We start from the raw sequence: 238 nt of genomic DNA on the forward strand, positions 1-238 counted from the left end.
CTCGGCTGGGCGCTGCTGCATCCGCGTTTGATCGTCACCGTTCTGCTGTTCACGATCGGCCTGAACATCTGGCTGTACATCATCGTGCCGAAGGGCTTCTTTCCGCAGCAGGACACCGGCCGGATGATCGGCGGCATTCAGGCCGATCAGAGCACCTCGTTCCAGGCCATGAAGGGCAAGTTTGCGCAGATGATGGAGATCGTCGGCAACAACCCGGCGGTGGACAGCGTGGTCGGTT

Annotated in this window: 1 protein-coding gene; it reads left to right on the forward strand. The window is 60.9% G+C overall.

The window, feature by feature from the left end; all coding sequences use genetic code 11:
* Nucleotides 1-238 (forward strand): efflux RND transporter permease subunit (locus SB771_RS36880; RefSeq protein WP_410722271.1); only part of this gene is annotated, 238 nt, incomplete at both ends.

The sequence above is a fragment of the Burkholderia sp. SIMBA_051 genome (assembly GCF_046534915.1).
Taxonomy (GTDB): Bacteria; Pseudomonadota; Gammaproteobacteria; order Burkholderiales; family Burkholderiaceae; genus Burkholderia; species Burkholderia ambifaria.